The organism is Endozoicomonas sp. SESOKO1 (assembly GCF_024606265.1).
Classification (GTDB): Bacteria; Pseudomonadota; Gammaproteobacteria; order Pseudomonadales; family Endozoicomonadaceae; genus Endozoicomonas.
In genome coordinates, this window is sequence record NZ_JAHHPP010000406.1 from 1 (window position 1) to 15448 (window position 15448).

Below are 15448 nucleotides of genomic sequence, written 5' to 3' on the forward strand. Positions count from 1 at the left end.
GGGGAGTACGGTCGACTGAGCAAAACTCCCTTAGAGCGGCAAAGGACAAGCGAGAACGGGAGCATGTTTATGAAATATCCGGGTTAAGGTTAATTGGACTATTTTACTTCCATCGCAAACTATTCTTCTTGCCACGTGTCCAAATAGTCAAAATTGAGAGATTCCTGAGTTAGACCGGGATAAATCGTAAAGGAAGTGTATTGTATGTCTCAGGCTGATTTTGTCCGCCACCCAGGCAAGAATGAAAAAATGCGGGCTTTTTTTAAAGGTGCTGCAACTATTATTCCGCTGACCGTTGCCGTCCTGCCCTGGGGTATCCTGACGGGATCTCTGGCCATAGAGTCCGGTTTTGACCCTTTTCAGAGCCAGGCATTATCTGGCGTTATCTTCGCCGGTGCTGTTCAACTGGCCATTATGGGCATGATCCAGGCCGGTGTTGGGTTGGGCAGTATTCTGATTTCAGCCCTGCTCATCACCTCCCGCCACTTTCTCTATGCCATGGTGATGCGTAAGAACATCAGCCCACTGCCCCTCCGATGGCGACTGGCCCTGGGCTTTCTGTTAACCGATGAACTGTTTGCCATTGCCAACCCCGGCCAGCTGAAGCGTTTTGACCGCTGGTACGCACTGGGTGGCGGGCTATGCTTTTACCTTGGCTGGAATCTTGCCACCCTTGGCGGCATCATCGCTGGAGAGAGCATCGACAATCTGGACTCCCTCGGATTGGACTTCGCCATTGCCGCCACATTCATCGCCCTTGTCATCCCGACCATCACAAATACCCCTGTACTGGTCTGTGTGCTCACTGCGCTGGTGACATCGGTCATTTGTGAGGTAATGCATATTCAGGCGGGCCTGCTGATCTCAGCCCCCCTGGCAATGATAACTGGTTTTGCCTATGCCAAAGCCACCACCGGGAGAGAAAGATAATGGATACCTGGGTTATTCTGCTCACCGTAGCGGCGCTGGTTTTTGGCAGCCGCTTTCTCCTGATGGAACCCTGGTTACCACTGAAACTCAGTGAAACGGTACAACAGGTATTGAGTTTTTCAGCACCCGCAGTACTAACAGCTATTGCGGCACCCATTGTGTTTATTCGTGAGGATCAGTTCAATCTGTCCGTGGACAACCATTACCTTATTGCCGGCATTATCGTGGTGTTTCTCGCTCTGATGACCAGAAACACATTACTGACCGTAGTCCTCGGCATGGTGTCATTTCTGGCTTTAAGACATTTACTATAAATACGAAACCTTCTTGATGGACCAAATATTCTCACCCTTGAGGGTGGGAATTCCAGCAGTCAATGAATCCCGCAAGCAGACTCAGCTTTGGTCTTCTGGTCGGTCTTCTGGTCGATGATAGGTTTTAATCCTTATCTCCAACAATTCCACTGTACATCCGGATGGGGGGTGGTCTATGGCATAAGAATCTGTCAGTTTGCCGTGGAGCTTGCCCGTGTGGGCGGTCATGGGGATAGTGACGGTCGATTCCAGCTGATCGTAAGGTGTATATATTTCCGCGATCTTCTCATAGTCAGATATCCATTGATTTTTATTGTAAACCTCTGTTGACAGGCTGATGCTGGATGGCAGGCCATCTTCTGTCCTGATACGCAGCTTCACCTCAGCTTCGTCAAAATAATGTTCCGTGCCTCGGATCGGTGCTGACTTCAGTGTAAACGATGACCGTCCACCAAGTCTTTCAAGCGTTGGCAAGTTGTTCTTTTCCCGATTCATAACGGTTACCAGGGTATCGAAAGGCAGCCTGCTGAATTCCTGATCAAACCGGGCTGCCTGCCGATCAATTTTTTGGATTTTTTTGCTGAATAACGAGTTGGCCCATTGGTTCAGTTTCCTGGTTGCCTTGGTCAGGTTTTTTCCATCCAGAACATGCGTCAGTTTATCCATCATCATCCTGGCGTCGTACAACCTTGCAGCATGCTGAATCAGCTTCGGTGCCTGGTTGGCAATGGCAGTGCATTGCCCAGCCGTCTGCCCCTTCAACAGGCAGACCTGTTTTGCCGTGGTGACCACCCGTTGCCCCAGGTCAGACGGCGTGGGTTCAATATGGGTTCCTTCACTGAAATCATTGAACGTTTCGACGATGACCAGATTGGGGTTTTTCTTGCGGACTTCATTCCAGCTTAATTCATAGGTATCCCGCTCATTTTCCGTTTCTGGCAGATAGGAGTCACAGGCGCTCCAGGTGGCTCCCCTGGTATCCATACCCGGATAAACAGACAGTGTCTTGATGGCCAGGTGATCACGATTCTGATGATTTCTGTTATCCAGATCATTGACGTAACTGCGGATATCGTCATGGGTACCATGCCTGACAAAGTTGTTGGCAATAAATAGATTACCGCTGTCTTTTGCTGCCCGGTTTCTGGGTGCCAGCCATGGGAAATCACTGACCACCTGTTTTATGGATGTCGCCTGCCATGCGCTATTGCCTGACATACGGTAAACCAGACGGACTTTGGCCAGATCTGGATTTTTCCTGAAAAACTGTTCCAGCTCCTGCCGACTCAGTGTCAGGTCCGATTTAGCCCCACCCCAGAAATTGAGCATAAAAATCAAAGGATCACCCTGATGATGAAGGCAGTGGTCATCCTGGTAATAGCGCTGGATCATCTCCTCAAGTTTTGCCCTGAACCGGGTCTCTTTCTGTGCGGGGTCAAGATGCTCGCCGGGCTTGCTGGTCCATTGGGGAATCCAGAGCGGAACCAGCGCAAACTCATTGCCACGATTCTTGTCAGCAAGCGCTGTTTTCATATTCAGAATTGCCTTGTCAGGTGCCGTCTGATTGGCTGGATAGCCCCACTCCACGACAAAGCCGTCCAGCCCCGCAATTCTGGCAGTCAGCAGCTGCCATTCGTAGTAATGCAGGTTATCGATGGGGCTGCCCCCCACCAGCGGCCTTGCCCCGGCACCAAAACCAGGGCGGCCTGAAGCAGTATCACAGGAGGCTGAGTTATCCTGATTTCGTAGCTCAAAGCCATTGTTCACAATATGAGTTGTGCTGATGCTATGGGGCTGAGAGCAATTAACTTTGCGATGAACAGACTGAATCTGATTATTGGTATGGTAGTCAGCTAACACCATGATGGTTTTGTTGTCTGCCTCGTGCTGGCAAGACAGGGGCTTTATCTGTGCCCTGGATGATAATTGATCAGTTTCTACCCCGGAGGGACGGGTTTCATCAGGGGGATCAGGCAAGGCCCTTTTTTCCCGCGCAAAAGGCGAAATGTACTCTTTAAGCGTCTGTATCACCCGGTCAAACAGGTTTTCTGGCCTCGTCGGCTGGACATTGAAGTATTTACTGCAAAATTCATTGTCGTCCAAATGGTTCAGATCATCACAAAACTCGTCATCCATTTTACCGAGATAAGGCTCATCAATATCCCGGTGCCTGATGCTCAGGTTAAAAGCGATGGGTGGTTTTGTGTAGAATTGAGAGTTGGAAGCTCGCCATTCTTCAGTATGGGCCGGGGTATAAGTGTGAGAAAGCGTGGTATTGGTAGTATTGATAGGAGAGTGACTGTTAACCATGATAATTATCATTCCTTATTAATTTCAGATAATGGTTTAATAACGTGAGATGGACGTATAACAGGATATGTCCTCAATCATTTAGCTATATTCTGGATAGTAAGCCATAGACAGCTAACTGAAGTATCACACGCCTATCTCCAGTTTATTCATGTCATTGAAGATTTCTTGCTTATTTTTGAACCGGAATGAGATAAACGGCTGATCTATAATGTTATTAAAATTGTCGCTCTGTTAAATCACCAACATTATTTATTTCAGCGAGAATGCATTCCGGAACTTTAAGTTCTATTCTGATTGGAAGGTATTTATGGATGAGACTTTATTGGGGGCATGCTCATGTACAAATTACTTTCAACTATATTCCTTATTATTCTTGCTGCCGGAGTTCTGGCCAGAAGTTTCGACCTGTCGGTGTACAAGAACGGGTATTATCTGCGCTACGAATTCCCACGCTACGCCAAAGATGCGTGGTTTGAAGTAACCCTGGGTAAACGTCGAGGTCTGGCAGGTATTATCGATGATGTAAAAACCAAAGCCAGGAAATAATTGCTGGCTTTGGTTTCAGCTCTTTATGCTTCTTATACTTCGACAGGCTCCGATAGCCGGATTACTTTTTACCAGAGCCAGTAATCGAGTTCATCAGTTTTGACACTGACTTTTTAAAGTCTTCAATGGCCGAAACACCCAGCTTTTTAACATCCACCAGGTGCGGCTCTGCCTTGTCGAAGTACTCATCAAGATGATCCACTTCTTCATGCTGCATATCCTGCCGTTCAGCTTCCAGCTCTTTTTCAAGACGTTTCAGGGTTGCCTTGACCTCTTTGATCTGAGCCTTCAACGCCTTCTTGTGCGACTTGTATTCCTTGAGTGTTGTCATCATCTTCTCCTCAGGCAGTGATCGCGATCAGGATAGCAGGCAGAATGAAAAAGACACCCGCCACATAAGCCAGCACCATCCATTTATTCCGGCTGGCCACCTGGGCAAAACGACGGGCAAGCGTTGGTGGAATATTGCGAAGAAATGGCACAGTGTAAATCAAAACAACGGCTGAAACATTAAACAACAGATGGACAAGCGCTATCTGCAGGGCAAAGAATCCCATGGCTCCCTGGACGGCTGTCGCCGCCAGCAAGGCAGTGATCGTAGTACCGATATTGGATCCCAGGGTAAATGGATATATCTCCCTGAGCTTGAAAATGCCATTTCCGGCAAGCGGTACGATCAGACTGGTACAGGTTGAGGATGATTGCACGGCAATGGTCATCATCATGCCTGAGAAAATACCCATAGCAGGTCCCTGTCCAATGGCTTTATGCAGAATCTGCTTGGCTTTACCCACCATCAGATGCTTGAGCAATTTACCAAGATAGATGATGGAAATAAAAATAAAGGCCAGCCCTGTTAACGCCAGGCAGATACCTGCCCACAAGTCCGGCAAAGAGCCATAGAGTCCCTTGAACAGGTCCACAGAAGGCCCTGTAAGTACTTTGACAAAGTTTAAACCTTTGATGCTGACAGAATCACCTCCCACCAGCATGCTGGCCAGAAAATCAGACGACTTGGCCAGAAACCCAGTCATAATCTCCAGCGGGAGAAAAATCATCACCGCCATCAGGTTGAAAAAGTCATGGACCGTCGCGGCAGAAAACGCTCGACGAAACTCCTTTTTCTTACCGATATGTCCCATACTGACCAGCGTATTGGTCACAGTGGTACCAATATTGGCACCCATGATCATCGGGATAGCGGTGGCAACCGGAAGACCTCCGGCAACAAGGCCAACAATCACCGATGTCACGGTACTGGATGACTGAACAACTGCGGTTGCCAGTGCACCGGCCACCAGCCCCATCACCGGATTTGTGGCAAAAGCAAACAATTGACGGGCACCATCAGCCCCGCCGGAAGCCCACTTGAAGCCGGAACCGATCATCCCGACAGCGACCAGCAATAGGTAGATCATCAGCGCAACTAATAGCCATTGGACAACCTGACCTTTCGATGGCGTCGACTCGGCTGTAGAACTGGGTTGCATATGAACATCCTGCAAGGTTAATAAACTCGAACTTGAAATAAGAAAAACGGTGGCGGTAATTCCAATACTCAGGCCCTATGATCAGACCAGCTCTCTGACCAGCAGTGTCATCCCCTGATTTCCCGTCACCGAGACTGTTCTGCCCCGGGGCACATACCTGTCAGATTCGACTTTCCAGAGCGTATCGCCAATCTGAAGTTTGCTGTGCCCAGCGGGCAGATCATGATCAAGTATAATGGTTCTGCCTGCCAACTGTGATGCCCGGTTATTTAATTCCGGGCTGTCACTCTTGTCGTTAACCTTTCGGAACAACTTCCAATAGGCAAACGAGAGCAACAGACTGGCGATACCAAAAATCACCAGCTGAACAGGCCAGTATATGTCCGGCACCAACCAGAGCCAGAGAGCAACAACCGCAGCAGCGGCAGCACTGCCCAGCAGGAAACCACCAGCACCCAGCGCCTCTGCACCGAGAAGCACAAAGAGCAGGATCAACCAGTGCCAGGGTTCCAGGGTAATCGCAATATCCATCAAGCTTCCTTCTTGCTTATCTTACTGCTTACGTTATCAAGCGCAGCTTCTCCCACCAGCTCTTTAATACCTGCAATTGAGCCAATCAGGCTACCAGCCTCCAGGGGCATCATGATCACTTTATTGTTCTGCGCCGATGCCAGGTCCTTCAGGGCTTCTACGTATTTCTGGGCAACAAAATAGTTAATCGCCCGATGATCACCTTCGGCAATAGCCCTGGATACCATAGTTGTTGCCACCGCTTCAGCTTCTGCCAGCCGTTCCCGGGCTTCCGCTTCCCGCCTGGCAGCTTCGAGTTCACCTTCTGCCTTGAGAATCTGCGCCTGTTTTTCTCCCTCGGCCACTTTAATGGCTGCTTCACGGGCGCCTTCCGCTTCAAGGATCTGGGCACGTTTATCCCGCTCGGCCTTCATCTGCCTTGCCATGGCTTCCACCAGGTCCGCAGGAGGGGCGATATCACGCAACTCGATACGGGTCACCTTCAAGCCCCAGGGGTCGGTGGCTTCATCCACTTTTATCAGTAGGCGTTCATTAATTCGATCCCGGTTGGACAGCATTTCATCCAGTTCCATGGAGCCTAACACCGCACGGATATTGGTCATCACCAGATTTTTCATGGCCCGATCAAGATCGTTCACCTCATAAGAGGCTTTGACGGCATCCTGGACCAGGTAAAAACAGACCGCATCTGTGGTCACCTGGGCATTATCAGCACTGATCACCTCCTGGGGCGGAATGTCCAGAACCTGCTCCATCATATTCATTTTCTTACCAACCGCATCAATCACCGGCACAATCACATGCAGCCCGGGGGTTAATGTACTGGTGTACTTGCCAAAACGCTCGACGGTGTAGTTATAGCCCTGGGGAACAATTCGTACACCGGTTGATATCAGAACAGCAATAAGGACAACAAACGCAATAGCTGTAATTTCCATACCCATAGGAGACTCCTGTTTACCGACTGTATTCATTCTCACGCGAAGTCAGACTTTTGTCATCTCATAAGGTGTGACTGCAGCGTAAAAATAACCTTTTGCTCGACCACTGATGAGACTTGCAGGGATGACTGGCCTAAACCCAAAATTGACTGGATCGAAAAACACTCATTGCCAGGTATATATGTGGGAGCATGATCATTATTCAACGGCTCTATTCCGGCTGGTAAGCATGATAATTGATCTTCTTTAGTAAGATCACCAACGCTTGCTATCGACCTGTTTTCCAGCCGGGTATCATCAAATGGATTATCAAAAGGCACCGCAGGCTGCTGAAGGCATTTTTTAGCAGCCGCATCAGTACGCATAGCACATAGAATAACGACAGCTTCTACAATTATTGAATTTTATCTTAAGACCATTCTTTCTTATAAAAGTTCATCCTGAGGCTGAGTCGAAGGATGGGGGGCACCGTCCTTCGACTCCGCTCAGGACGAACGGAGTTTGGAGGTCAATGAAGAAGCCCAGCAATTTCATTGAAACCGTGTACTGGTATAATGACAGATTCAACAATAAATCCGTCGCTTAACGCTACTTCATGGCAAAACACTTGAGGATAAAAGCGTAGTTAAAAGCTTCTTCATCAATCCACTCATAACGCTTGCTGGCTCCCGCATGACCTGCGTGCATATTCATGTTCAGCAGCAACAGATTATCATCGGTTTTCAGCTCCCTCAGACGTGCCACCATCTTGGCCGGTTCCCAGTAAGTGACCTGCTCATCGGATATCCCGGAATTAAACAGCATGGGGGGATAATCCCTGGCCCGCACATTGTCATAGGGCGAGTACTGCATAATATAATCAAAGTCGTCGGCACTGGTGACAGGGTTGCCCCACTCTTCCCATTCCGGTGGCGTCAATGGCAGGGATGCATCACTGATGGTGTTAATAACATCAACAAAAGGCACATCGGCAACCACGCAGCCAAACAGATCCGGACGCAGGTTGGTCACTGCGCCCATTAACAGGCCACCGGCACTGCCACCATTAATGGCAATCTGCCCTTTATCGGTATAACCCTGCTTGACCAGGTACTCGGTAGCATCAATAAAGTCATTAAAGGTATTCATTTTATGGCGCATTTTGCCATTGAGATACCACTGATAGCCCTTTTCATCACCACCACGAATATGAGCCGTCGCATAAACGAAACCACGATCCACCAGGCTAAAGAGCTTTGATGAAAAACCAGCGGTCATCCCATAACCGTAGGAACCATAACCGTAAACCAGGGCACGGTGAGAGCCATCTTTCACAAGCCCCTGTTTATGAATAATGGTGACCGGAATACGCTCACCGTCCCGGGCGGTGGCATACTCCCGTTTAACCTCATATTTTCCCGGGTCAAAGTTTGGCGTCTCACGGGTATAGACCGCTCTGGTTTGAACACTCTTCAAATCCAGCTCAAGAACGGTACTGGGCATAACCGGTGAGGAGTAATCCAGACGAACCATTGTAGCGTTATGATCCCAGTCACCGGAAAAATCCAGTTCATAGGCTTCATCAGGCATGGATACCCTCTGCCGGGTACCGGACACCATATCCTGTACCACCAGCTCATCCAGCGCTTTTTCGTTATTTTTCTGCTCAATAATCAGGTAATGGTTGTAGAAATGAATATCGGTAAGGCTAATGGTGTCACTTTCGGCCTGGATCAGCTCCCAATGTTTCTGCTCCCACTGGTTTACCGATGTTTTATACAGCTGGAAGTTATTGGCACCATTAAGATTGGTGAGAATATAAAGGTCATCTGTCTTGTGATCATGATAGTGATCAAGACTGAACACCACATCATCAGTGCCATGGGCAAACAGACGAAAATCTATCGCCACGCGGGGAGAAACATAGACCACCTGACTGGAACCACTGTTGAGATACACCATAACGTATTCACGGTCTGTGGTTTCCGCCAGCGAAAGAAACATGCCGTCGAACTCATCAGGTTTGGAGAACACCAGCGCTTTGTTTTCCGGTCCCTGATGGATATTGATTGTATAGACATGCTTACCACGGGCCTGCTCATCACGCTCAACCACCAGAAGGTGCTCATCATCTATCCAGAGTATGGAGCCGGTACTGTTATGGAAGGTCCAGTCACTGTCCTGCCCGGTCGCCAGATTCCGGACCCGAATGCTTCGCTCCATGGAACCGGTGAGATTATAACCATAAGCAAGAAAGGTATTTGTCCGGTTGGTGACGGACGGGCCGAACATATAGAGGTCCTTGCCATCCGCCTCCTGGTTAACATCCATATAAACCACTTCAGGCAGATCCATCGAGCCATGACGACGACAGAGAATGGGATAGTTCTTCCCCTTCTCTTCCCGGTAATAATAGAGAAAATCGCCCTTTTTAACGGGCCAGGATTGATAGTCTTCTTTTATCCGGGACAGAATTTCCTGATAAAGCTGCTCCTGAACGACCTTGCTGTCTTTCATCTGGGCATCTTTATAATCGCTTTCAGCGTTAAGATAGGCCAGCACCTCCGGGTTGTTAAAATCCAGATCGCCTGCCACAATCTTCTGCCAGTGCTCATCCCGCAACCAGTGGTACTCATCGATACGGGTATGGTTGTGCTGAATAATGGCGTGTGGAATTTTTTGAGCGACCGGTGCTTTCAAAGGGATTTCCTCAGAGGCAGATAATGTCAAAGTCAGTGTCAGTAAACACAATAAAACGGTTTGCCAGCATACCACGGCCTATGGTGAAAAAACTCAACAGTTAAAAGCAAATGAGTTTGATGCTTACAATCTCCGTTTAAGAGTAAATGAGTTAGATATGAACAATCTCCGTTCACCCTGAGCGGAGTCGAAGGGTGATTGGCACAGCCTTTATTTAGGGGGTAGAAAGCACGAAATAGATGATTGGATAATATCATTCAAAACCACGACAGCACTTTCTCATTATCAACACATAATGAAACAAAGCGATCATAGCTGATGACTTCAACCGGCGCAGACACCGCCACCCCGCGGGCCTTTGCATCTATATCCAGCACATAAACAGGGCAGCCATCCGGCAGTGCATTCAACCGGCTTGCCGGTGACAGCAGCTCATAAACAGCATCTTCAATCAACAACACAGAATCGCCGCTGGCAACAGCACGAACACAGAGTGCCATGGCCGGACCGGGCTTATTAACGGTATGCAGCGTACTCATCAGAAATTAAACACCCTGGAATGCTGTTGGATAAACAGCGGCAACTGGCCCTCGGCAAGCACTGTCACCCCTTCCTGAAGCGCATCAGGACGGATACCCCGTTCCTCCAGAGACAGCTGATCCACATAAATGGTATCTATGCCATACAGAGGCAGCACCTGAAGCATGGCAGCAAGATTCTTGCGGGGAATGTCACCAGCCTCCTGCCCTTGCAATAACTGATAGACCCCATCGCCCATCAGCAAAAGACTGGTCTCAATATCATAAGAAGCGGATACCAGCGCCGTATCAAGCGCCTCACGGGCCGACTGCCCGCTATAGGGTGCCCTGGTCGAAATAACGCACACAGAATGACTCATCTCAGGCTCCAAAAGTGATCAAGCGATCGGCCATCAGTGCTCCATCAAGCAACTGCCCAAGGCCGGAAAGCTCATACCCCTTCCGAAGATTATGACCCGGCAGATCATAACGGTCAGACTCTGCCTGATCCACAACACCCCGCCTTAATGCCGCCGCAATGCAAACCACGGCATCCAGATTATGCGCCTGCACAAACTGCTGCCACTCTTCAGGGAGGTTGGACTCATCCTGGGGAGGCTGGGCAATGGCGGTCGCCGTGTTCACCCCATCCTGATAAAAAAACAACCGGACAATCTCATGCCCCTGGGCCACCACAGCCCGGGCAAAGTGCAATGCACTTTGTGGCGCCTGACTGTTGGCCGGAGCGCCATACACGGCCAGTGCAAACTTCATAACCATCACCTTATGTCACCAAACAAAAAAGCCCCACCAAATGGCGGGGCCAGAGAAAGGCAAAATCAGCAATCAGTCGTCACTGGAAGCACCCAGCAGGTGCAGCAGCGCCGTGAACAGATTATAGATATCCAGGTAAAGGGAAACCGTGGCACGGATATAGTTAGTCTCACCACCATGAATAATACGGCTGGTGTCAAACAGGATAAAACCGGACATCAGCAGCACAATCAGGGCAGACAGCGCCATGCTGGCAGCAGGGATATTAAAGAAGATCAGGGCAATACTGGCAACCACGGCGACAATCAGGCCAACCATCAGGAAGCCACCCATAAAGGAGAAATCTTTACGAGTGGTCAGAACATAACCAGAGAGCGCAAAGAACACCACGGCGGTTCCACCCAGGGCCTGCATGATCAGGGATGGGCCATTGGCCATACCCAGATAATGGTTAAGCATTGGTCCCAGGGCGGCACCCAGCACACCGGTAAAGGCAAAAACAGCGACAATACCCTTGGCAGAATCAGCGGTCTTGTTCACCACGAACAGCAGGCCAAAACCGACCAGGGAGAGAACCAGCGCTGTCATCTGGCTGATCTGCAGAGCCATGGCAACGCCAGCGGTGACAGCACTGAATAGCAGAGTCATACCCAGCAGCATATAGGTATTGCGAAGAACCTTGTTGATTTCAACGCCAGCACCCAGGCTGGTAGAAGCAGCGGTCATTACGGGTTTGCGATCCATCTTTGTCATTCCTCTATATAGATGTAATACCAGTCATTATATCAGACCAGTTTACTGGGGCTATAGTTTTAACCATTCCTGACATTTTGCCTATCTGAATGCTATCCGCTATTTTTTACATTTCCTGAGTCGGGAGCATAGAAAAAGATTACCGTTTATCAAGGCGTTGACAGAATTCTGATTTCAGGTAGTATTTGCCTCGTCGCGGAGGGATGGCTGAGCGGTTGAAAGCACCGGTCTTGAAAACCGGCGAGGGTTAATAGCCCTCCCAGGGTTCGAATCCCTGTCCCTCCGCCATATTAAAAAGTGTAGTAATATCAACGGGTTACAGGCAGTTCATCTTGTAATGTTACCACGCTTGTTACCACGCTTTAATACCTCTTTTGGTGGGTTGGCTGAGCGGTTGAAAGCACTGGTCTTGAAAACCAGCGAGGGTTAATAGCCCTCCCAGAGTTCGAATCTCTGACCCACCGCCATTTATATCTTTACCACGTAAAAAAACCAGTAGTCGGGCATTAAGCCTAACTACTGGTCGTCTTCTACAGCAAATCCTCAGCTACCCGCTTCAAGTTGTCGCCTACCTCATACAAGGGTAAAAGCTTAAGAGCTGCTTGCTTCTCTTTCTCGGTCATCCTATCGTCACCAGCTACAGCACTTAGAGACCTGCTCACAGTATCAACTTGAGACAAGATAGGCGCTCCTGAGATAATACCGCTAGCCTTCTGGTATCTTGCAAAGTCGTTGACCTCAATACCCATCATGTAAAGCACTGGAGACAGCTTTTCCATAGCAGCTAGCGGCGCACCCATCAGAGGAGTATAAGCAGCACCCTTAAGCACCTTCTCACCTGTGGTCATCCTGTCTAGGTTGCGCTCTTTCTTGCGGTCTCCTACAGCTCTGAAGCTCTCCTTACCGTACCAAGAGTAATAGGCTACCAATCCAGAGAGTAACGTTCCCTGGACAGCAGCTAGCCTTACACCAGCATCAATACCAGCTCCAGAAGAGAAGACCTCATAGCCTGTACGTAGCAAGACCCTCTGATAACTATTAGCTACGGTATTCATAAACTGATACATGACAGAGGCGAAAGGGTTGTCTAAGCCTGTAATCTTCTCACCTACAGCCATTTTAGCGTTAGCCCTGTTAGCTGCTCTCTTGGCTCCTCTTGCAAGTAAATCCATAGCCCTCTTATCTGGCTGTCCGTTAGCATCAAGCCAAGACTCAAAGTTAAAGCTCTTGATACTGCTACCAGTAAAGCCCTTATTGGTCTCAATCTTTCCTAAGTGTCTGCTCAGGTATTCAGCCTCTTCAGCAGATAGACCCATATCACGGCGCATAGCCTTAGTCAGCTTGCCCTTCTTGGCTATCTTATTGACTGTCTGCAAGGTCAGCAGCTTGTTTACTCCTCCCTCAATGTAGGACAGCAAGTTAAGCTTAAAGGCTGCTCTGTCGGCAGTATTGAGAGCTGCATCTAGTTTGCCTCCTGCTTCAAGATCACTAACAGCCTTGCCAAAGTAGCGAGCATTACTAGAGTTCCCAAGGTGAAGACCAATGGTCTCAAGCTCATTCATGACGGCCTTAAGTTGTGGCTGTGTCAGCTTACGTACTACAGGCATATTCTTAAGCACACCTGAGAGACCTAAACGACCAACGGCTACAGCTATCTCAGGGACAGCAGCAGCAGACGCATAGTCCAACATTGAGAAATTCATAGAGGTCTTCAGGAACTTCAAGAGGCTGCTATTCATGGCTTTATTGAGACCACCTTGAGACCATCTATCTCTTTGTTGTCTACCCATGATGCCGTTGACCGTATCAGAGTGTACTTCTCTCGCCTCTTCTAGCTTCTTGGCAAGCTCTTTGTCACTGCCCTTATGGTTCTGCTTAATCTCATTAAGAATGCGCTCAAGTAGCTTGTCTGTGTCTTGTACACCTTTCTCAGCTAGGGCTATACGTCCACTTGCTGAGGCTGTGTAATTGTCCAGAATGTTATTAAGGTTAGTGTCTACCAAATCAAATATAGATACCTTCCCATCATTGGAGACAGCAGACATATCAAGGGTTATACGCTTCTTATATCGGTCTTCATCAGCAAGGAAACCGTCACGGAGACTTACAGAACTAACAGTCTCCTTAGCGTATGGGTCTAGGTCTCCTCCAATGACTATACGGTCTACCAGTGACTCTACCTCTTCACTGCTAATAGTTGGCTGAGCGTCACTAATCGCATTGCTTAAGGCTGACCTAACGCTACTCATGGTCAGCTCTCCATTCCTGATACGCTCCTTAATACGGTCGCCTTTCCAAATACGGGGAACATAGTTGTCTAAGGCATCAAAGTCTGCTCCCTCAACTCCAGCATTAGAAGCCCTGACTCTCAGCTCCTCTAAGGCTTTACGTGTTGCGTCTATGGCTCTTTGCTCAGCCTCAGTACTTCCAGCTTGACCAGTAGCTACCTTTCTATAGACCCCATCAAGGAAGGTTGCCTTACTCTCTTCTCCTCTCTTCAGGATGCTATTGTCTAGCTTAAAGGCTTCTGCAAGCTCATCTTTAAAGGTAAGCCCTACGTTATCCCTGAGAGCCATAGCGATATAATCAGCACCGTCGGCTTTACCGTCTACGTCTACTGCATCAGTAAGGAGTCTGCCGTAAGCGTCTTTAGCTATAGCAGAATCAAGACGTTGACCTCTAGCTCCTAAGTCAAAGCGTACCTTTAAAGCCTTCCAGCCTCCTTCTTCTGCGTCTAGGTCTTCTACAGCTCTGACATACAGATTACCAAGACCGTCCTCAGCTTCATTAGCTAGGCTAGCTGCTTCTCTATTGGTACTGGCTCTATGAGTCTTACCTCTGACTTCAAGCTTGTCAGCAGACTTACTTATAGCTCCTCCAATACCGTTTAAGACCCCACCAGTAGCAGAAGAGAATAAGACATCCTGCAAGCTATCACTGAGGTCATACAAGTCATTGCCTGCGAGCTTTACGCCTGCCTCAAGCGTACCTTCAGCAGCACCTACAGCTAGACCAGTAGCAGTACTTTTAGCTGTACGCTGTAGCCTATTGAGGTTCTTAATTCGTCTTGCAGTCTTACCAGCAGTCCAGAGACCCTTGACCACAGTACCGAAGCCAAGAGTCAAGGCTGTTAGACCTCCTGTTACTGCTAGGTCTTCCTTACTATTGAGGTCTGCAAGAAAAGCAGCGGCTACTTGAGTCATGGCTCCCTGCTTGGCTATCTGCTTCTCTGCTTCCTGTCGTTTAAGTAGATTGGAGACAATAGCCTGTGTCTGCTTCTCACTTGTAGGATTGAGGTCTAATACTTCTTGCTGCCGGTGTTTCTCTAGCTGCCTTAAGTTAGCGTCTTGTCTGACTTGGTAATTACTATCGGCCTCATAGACCCCTTCAAGCTGAGACAGAGAGCTATCAAAGAAACCTCCCTCTACCTCATCAATTAGCTTACTGGTCTTCCAGACGTTAGAGAGGCTAAAAGGCTGCTCTGTGTTTGAGGTAGGGTCTACTGGTTTAGTATTACTGGTATTGGGTTTAGTATCATCAGTATCTCTATTGGTATTATTAGTATCGCCACCAGTAGGGCTAAAAGTAGGCGTAAAGCCTAATAAGGACTCATTCTCAGTCATGTTCAATTTCTGTATATTTAGAAAATAAAGCCCTCC

General features: G+C 48.6%; 14 protein-coding genes and 2 tRNA genes. 5 read left to right on the top strand and 11 right to left on the bottom strand.

Annotation, left to right across the window (positions count from 1 at the left end; translation table 11 throughout):
• Positions 1-204: 204 nt before the first annotated feature.
• Positions 205-930, top strand: a complete 726-nt coding sequence (locus KDK13_RS18540) for an AzlC family ABC transporter permease (protein ID WP_257286489.1) — start codon at positions 205-207, stop codon at positions 928-930.
• Positions 930-1244 (top strand): AzlD domain-containing protein, encoded by a 315-nt coding sequence (locus KDK13_RS18545; RefSeq protein WP_257286490.1) that lies wholly within the window; start codon positions 930-932, stop codon positions 1242-1244. Before KDK13_RS18540 ends, KDK13_RS18545 begins: the two co-directional genes overlap by 1 nt.
• An 81-nt stretch (positions 1245-1325) precedes the next feature.
• On the opposite strand, the gene KDK13_RS18550 is transcribed toward KDK13_RS18545, so the two are convergent.
• Positions 1326-3554: a hypothetical protein gene (locus tag KDK13_RS18550; protein ID WP_257286491.1), complete on the bottom strand. Its 2229-nt coding sequence runs from the start codon at positions 3552-3554 to the stop codon at positions 1326-1328.
• Between the two features lie 339 nt (positions 3555-3893).
• Here KDK13_RS18550 and KDK13_RS18555 point away from each other — a divergent pair, with 339 nt between their 5' ends.
• Entirely contained in the window at positions 3894-4103 is a 210-nt protein-coding gene (locus KDK13_RS18555; RefSeq protein WP_257286492.1) for a hypothetical protein, read from the top strand.
• A 61-nt stretch (positions 4104-4164) separates the two neighbouring features.
• On the opposite strand, the gene KDK13_RS18560 is transcribed toward KDK13_RS18555, so the two are convergent.
• The 9 genes from KDK13_RS18560 to KDK13_RS18600 all read right to left on the bottom strand — a co-directional run bounded on the left by KDK13_RS18560 (position 4165) and on the right by KDK13_RS18600 (position 11780).
• Complete coding sequence (locus tag KDK13_RS18560) at positions 4165-4437, bottom strand: hypothetical protein (protein WP_257286493.1); 273 nt, start codon at positions 4435-4437, stop codon at positions 4165-4167.
• Between the two features lie 7 nt (positions 4438-4444).
• Positions 4445-5593 carry a Na/Pi symporter gene (locus tag KDK13_RS18565; RefSeq protein ID WP_257286494.1) on the bottom strand — a complete coding sequence of 383 codons (1149 nt, stop codon included), beginning with the start codon at positions 5591-5593 and terminating at the stop codon, positions 4445-4447.
• Positions 5594-5674: 81 nt separating this feature from the next.
• The gene (locus tag KDK13_RS18570; RefSeq protein WP_257286496.1) at positions 5675-6124 is read right to left on the bottom strand and encodes an NfeD family protein; all 450 of its coding nucleotides are present in this window, start codon (positions 6122-6124) and stop codon (positions 5675-5677) included.
• Positions 6124-7068, bottom strand: coding sequence for an SPFH domain-containing protein (locus KDK13_RS18575; protein WP_257286497.1), 945 nt, complete (start codon positions 7066-7068; stop codon positions 6124-6126). The genes KDK13_RS18570 and KDK13_RS18575 overlap by 1 nt, the downstream gene beginning before the upstream one ends.
• Before the next feature lie 585 nt (positions 7069-7653).
• Entirely contained in the window at positions 7654-9744 is a 2091-nt protein-coding gene (locus KDK13_RS18580) for a S9 family peptidase (RefSeq protein WP_257286499.1), read from the bottom strand.
• A 257-nt stretch (positions 9745-10001) separates the two neighbouring features.
• The gene (tusB, locus tag KDK13_RS18585; RefSeq protein WP_257286500.1) at positions 10002-10283 is read right to left on the bottom strand and encodes a sulfurtransferase complex subunit TusB; all 282 of its coding nucleotides are present in this window, start codon (positions 10281-10283) and stop codon (positions 10002-10004) included.
• Positions 10283-10642: a sulfurtransferase complex subunit TusC gene (tusC, locus tag KDK13_RS18590; protein WP_257286502.1), complete on the bottom strand. Its 360-nt coding sequence runs from the start codon at positions 10640-10642 to the stop codon at positions 10283-10285. The genes tusB and tusC overlap by 1 nt, the downstream gene beginning before the upstream one ends.
• A gap of 1 nt (position 10643) precedes the next feature.
• Positions 10644-11036 (bottom strand): sulfurtransferase complex subunit TusD, encoded by a 393-nt coding sequence (tusD, locus tag KDK13_RS18595; protein WP_257286503.1) that lies wholly within the window; start codon positions 11034-11036, stop codon positions 10644-10646.
• Positions 11037-11108: 72 nt separating this feature from the next.
• Positions 11109-11780 carry a Bax inhibitor-1/YccA family protein gene (locus KDK13_RS18600; protein WP_209201278.1) on the bottom strand — a complete coding sequence of 224 codons (672 nt, stop codon included), beginning with the start codon at positions 11778-11780 and terminating at the stop codon, positions 11109-11111.
• Positions 11781-11986: 206 nt separating this feature from the next.
• On the opposite strand from KDK13_RS18600, the gene KDK13_RS18605 reads away from it, so the two are divergent.
• Together KDK13_RS18605 and KDK13_RS18610 are read left to right on the top strand one after the other, a co-directional pair.
• Positions 11987-12077, top strand: a tRNA-Ser gene (locus tag KDK13_RS18605).
• Positions 12078-12165: 88 nt separating this feature from the next.
• A tRNA-Ser gene (locus tag KDK13_RS18610) sits at positions 12166-12256 on the top strand.
• Between the two features lie 63 nt (positions 12257-12319).
• On the opposite strand, the gene KDK13_RS18615 is transcribed toward KDK13_RS18610, so the two are convergent.
• Complete coding sequence (locus KDK13_RS18615) at positions 12320-15412, bottom strand: hypothetical protein (protein ID WP_257286505.1); 3093 nt, start codon at positions 15410-15412, stop codon at positions 12320-12322.
• Between the last annotated feature and the right edge of the window lie 36 nt (positions 15413-15448).